This is a genomic window from Flavihumibacter sp. CACIAM 22H1 (genome assembly GCF_001601815.1).
In the GTDB taxonomy this organism is placed as follows: Bacteria; Bacteroidota; Bacteroidia; order Chitinophagales; family Chitinophagaceae; genus Flavihumibacter.
The window spans coordinates 6,699-10,816 of record NZ_LUKG01000051.1 but is presented as its reverse complement, the minus strand read 5'-3'; the positions used below and the strand labels follow the sequence as shown (position 1 = coordinate 10,816).

Below are 4,118 nucleotides of genomic sequence, written 5' to 3'. Positions count from 1 at the left end.
ACCGATGTCAATAAAGAATACCTGCGCAGGGGCAAACTAAAGGTTTCGATTATGGACAGGGGTACCGCCTGGCTCGATACCGGTACCTTTGATTCACTGATGCAGGCGTCTCAATTTGTACAGGTAATTGAACAAAGGCAGGGAATCAAAGTTGCCTGTATTGAAGAAATCGCCTGGCGGAAAGGCTTCATCAACAATGAACAATTGGAAAAAATAGCCCAGCCCCTATTGAAAAGTGGCTATGGCCAATACCTTATGACTGTTTTAAAAGAAGGCTGAAACAATAACCTGTAACATTAACCTAAAATAATCCCATGAGCAAGATTTTGGTAACCGGCGGATGTGGCTATATTGGTTCACATACCCTGGTTGATTTGGTTGAAAATGGATTTGATGTAATATCCGTTGATAACAACTCACGTTCCTCTGCACGCATTCTGGAAGGGGTGGAAAAAATTACGGGTAAAAAGATCAAAAACTACAAAGTAGATCTTTGCAATTTTGACGATACCTATGCAATTTTTGCAGAAAATCTCGACATTACCGGCATCATACATTTTGCTGCCTACAAAGCCGTCGGAGAATCGGTGGAACAGCCTCTTCTTTATTTTGAAAATAACCTGGTCAGCTTGCTCAACCTGCTAAAATGTGTACAGGAATTTAAAGTACCCCATTTTGTATTCTCTTCTTCCTGTACGGTATATGGAAATCCAGACATCATTCCGGTAACGGAAAGTACGCCACCCAAACCTGCCGAATCGCCTTATGGGTATACCAAACAAATGGGCGAACAGATTATCAGCGAATTTGCCAAAGTAAGCTCGGCCCAATGTATACTGCTCCGCTATTTTAACCCGGTAGGCGCACATCCCAGCATTCAGATTGGCGAAATGCCGATTGGCCGCCCCGCTAACCTGGTACCCGCCATCACCCAAACAGCCATTGGCAAAATTCCTTCTCTTACGGTTTTTGGCAATGACTATGATACAAGAGATGGTTCCTGCCTTCGTGATTTTATTCATGTGTCAGATATTGCCCACGCGCATACACTGGCATTGCAATACCTGATAAAGGGTAAGGGCAAAAAATCCTGCGAAGTATTTAATCTGGGTACAGGTAACGGCGTTACCGTACTGGAAGCAATCCATGCATTTGAAAAAGTAAGCGGACAAAAACTCAACTATAGCATTGGTCCGCGTCGCCCGGGCGATGTTATAGCCATCTATGCCAACAATGAGCATGCCGTTAAGGAATTGGATTGGGTATTGAACTATCAACTCGATGATATGATGGATACAGCCTGGAAATGGGAGCTGAAACTCAAAGAAGACGAGCAGCTGTTTCAGGTTCAGCAGGCCAATCTGAATTAATTATCTTTAGCAAAATTAAACTAGCAGGTATGTTGAAGGATATTCAGGTTACCGGTAAAAAAGATACCCGGAGTGGTTTTGGGGACGGGATCACCGAATTGGGAAGAACCAACCCCGATGTAGTGGCACTAACAGCAGATCTTGCCGGCTCTTTGAAACTGGGCACCTTTATAAAAGAAAACCCCGACCGGTATATCCAATGTGGAATAGCTGAAGCCAATATGATCGGCATTGCGGCTGGTTTAACCATTGGAGGAAAAATTCCGTTTACAACTACTTTTGCCAACTTCTCAACCGGACGGGTTTATGACCAGATCCGCCAGTCGGTTGCCTATTCGGGCAAGAATGTAAAGATCTGTGCCTCCCATGCCGGGCTCACCCTGGGAGAAGATGGCGCAACCCACCAGATTCTTGAAGACATAGGAATGATGAAAATGTTACCAGGCATGACGGTTATTGTGCCCTGTGATTACGAACAAACCCGTTTGGCTACACTGGCTATTGCGGGTTATGAAGGGCCGGTTTACCTGCGATTTGGCCGGCCGGTTTGGCCTATTTTTACAGAGGGAAGGCCGTTCGAAATTGGCAAGGCGCAGTTTTTCAACCGGGGTACCGACCTGAGCATTTTCGCCTGCGGACATCTGGTTTGGAACGCAATTGAGGCAGGGAAAGCATTGGAAGCAGAAGGCATCAGCGTAGAAATAGTAAATATTCATACTATTAAACCGCTGGATGAAACAGCCGTCCTGGAATCTATCCGCAAAACTGGTTGTGCCGTAACAGCAGAAGAACATAATGTACTCGGTGGATTGGGCGAGAGTATTGCACGTGTAGCCGGCCAGCACCACCCGATACCGGTTGAAATGGTGGGTACCCAGGATACCTTTGGCGAAAGTGGAACGCCCACTCAACTACTGGAAAAATATGGGCTGAGTGCGTCTCACATAATAGCAGCGGCCAAAAAAGCATTGTCCCGAAAAAAATAACTCCACCGGTCGGGAGACCCCCGACCGGCGTCACTTAGCAGTTTTTAAATGGTCCCAGACGATATAGAACTTCTTCTGCAATTTAAACAGCCCGAAACAAAAGAGCGGGCCTACACAGCTATTGTACGTAAATACCAGGAACGGCTTTATTGGCATATCCGTAGAATGGTTGTAAGCCATGAGGATACCAATGATGTGCTGCAAAATGTATTCATACGAGTATGGAACGGACTTGAAAATTTCCGGGAAGATTCTAAACTATACACCTGGCTTTACCGGATCGCCACCAATGAAAGCTTAAGTTTTCTGGAACAACTAAAGAAAAAATCAGCCGTTTCATTAAGCGATGTGGAAGATGGCCTGGCCAATCAAATTAAAGCTGATAAGGACTTTGATGCGCGTAAAATTGAATGGAAACTTCAGGTCGCTATTCAAAAACTACCTGAAAAACAACGAATTGTGTTTAATTTAAGATATTACGATGAAATGCCCTACGAGGAAATGAGTAAGGTGCTCGACACATCAGAAGGCGCCTTGAAAGCCTCTTATCACCATGCTGTAAAAAAAATTGAAGACTATTTACTAAATCATTAAACCTGGCCCCTGCTGCCGGGTCTAAGAACAGATGACACCCGATAAAAATATAGTAAGTGAATTGAAGGAACTGGCTCCGGTACTGGTAGGGCTTCAGGAAACTATGCCCTACCAGCCACCGGTCGGGTATTTTGCCGAATTTCCTGATAAAATGCTGCAACGGGTTCGTTTAGAACAAACTACGGGAGAAATTAACAAGCCGGCACCCGTCTCCCCCGGGGATGAAATCAGCAGCCTATCCCCCTTGCTCGCAGGTTTATCGAAAAAAATGCCGTTCCGTGTACCGGAAGGCTATTTTGAAATAAGTGCCGGATCTGTACTGGCTACCGCTGACCGAATAATGCCCTACCAGGTACCAGCCGATTATTTTGAACAATTTCCTGTACAGGTATTACAAAAAATAAGGCAGGAGCCGCGTAGTTCGGAAGCCCGGGTGATTTCCATAAAGAAAACCTGGCTGAAATATGCGGTGGCCGCTGCCGTGGCAGGTATTCTTGCCATTGCAGGTTGGATGTACCAGCAACCTGCTGCTGAACAACCAGGCATTTCACCCGCTTTTGTAAAACAGCTCAACGCTGAGATGCAGCAAATAAGCGATGAAGCAATTCTCGAATTCAGCAACCCGACAAGTTCGATCTATTTCGGAACGGCAGGTATTACCGCTGATGACTTATCGCCGTCTGATATACATGATCTCTTATCGGATGTAAGCGACGACGCGCTGCAGCATTACCTGCAGGAATTTAACGGCAAATCAACCTCTACTTTGAACTAATTGAAAAGGCATGAAATATATTTTTACGCTACTTGTTTTTATTGGCTCTTTTCAACTGGTAAGCCAGGCACAGCAACGAGATGGCGAACGCCTGGAAGCATTGAAAGTGGCCTACCTGACAAAAAAACTAAGCCTCACTTCAGAAGAAGCGCAGAAATTCTGGCCAGTTTACAACGAATACATGGATGAACTGAAAAAAGTTCGGGCAGACAGCCGCGGGGGCGATGAACTGAAACGTGAAGAAAAACTCCTGGAGGTTCGCAAGAAATATCAAACTTCTTTCAGCAAAGCGTTATCGCCTGAACGTGCCAACCAGTTTTTTAAGGCGGAAAAAGAATTCTATAGCTATGTGCAGAAAGAGCTCCAGGAACGGCGTCAGCAGCGGCAGGATAA

Annotated in this window: 6 protein-coding genes; all 6 read left to right on the top strand. The window is 45.4% G+C overall.

All coding sequences use genetic code 11. The features are described from left to right. On the top strand, positions 1–279 hold a 279-nt coding region (locus A1D16_RS13955; RefSeq protein ID WP_290710524.1), incomplete at its 5' end, for a sugar phosphate nucleotidyltransferase. A gap of 35 nt (positions 280–314) precedes the next feature. Then, positions 315–1,370: a UDP-glucose 4-epimerase GalE gene (gene galE / locus A1D16_RS13950; RefSeq protein WP_290710522.1), complete on the top strand. Its 1,056-nt coding sequence runs from the start codon at positions 315–317 to the stop codon at positions 1,368–1,370. A 29-nt stretch (positions 1,371–1,399) separates the two neighbouring features. Continuing rightward, positions 1,400–2,356: a transketolase C-terminal domain-containing protein gene (locus A1D16_RS13945; protein ID WP_290710520.1), complete on the top strand. Its 957-nt coding sequence runs from the start codon at positions 1,400–1,402 to the stop codon at positions 2,354–2,356. Between the two features lie 48 nt (positions 2,357–2,404). Beyond that, on the top strand, positions 2,405–2,950 hold the full coding sequence (locus A1D16_RS13940; RefSeq protein ID WP_290710518.1) for a sigma-70 family RNA polymerase sigma factor: 546 nt from the start codon (positions 2,405–2,407) through the stop codon (positions 2,948–2,950). Positions 2,951–2,981: 31 nt separating this feature from the next. Next, positions 2,982–3,725 (top strand): hypothetical protein, encoded by a 744-nt coding sequence (locus A1D16_RS13935; protein ID WP_290710516.1) that lies wholly within the window; start codon positions 2,982–2,984, stop codon positions 3,723–3,725. Between the two features lie 10 nt (positions 3,726–3,735). Then, a partial coding sequence (locus A1D16_RS13930) for a hypothetical protein (protein WP_290710514.1) occupies positions 3,736–4,118 on the top strand: 383 nt, incomplete at its 3' end.

Excerpts from the sequence above, each read along its gene's own strand:
- galE (WP_290710522.1), top strand. The coding sequence starts at position 315 with ATGAGCAAGATTTTGGTAACCGGCGGATGTGGCTATATTGGTTCACAT.
- A1D16_RS13945 (WP_290710520.1), top strand. The coding sequence starts at position 1,400 with ATGTTGAAGGATATTCAGGTTACCGGTAAAAAAGATACCCGGAGTGGT.
- A1D16_RS13940 (WP_290710518.1), top strand. The coding sequence starts at position 2,405 with ATGGTCCCAGACGATATAGAACTTCTTCTGCAATTTAAACAGCCCGAA.
- A1D16_RS13935 (WP_290710516.1), top strand. The coding sequence starts at position 2,982 with ATGACACCCGATAAAAATATAGTAAGTGAATTGAAGGAACTGGCTCCG.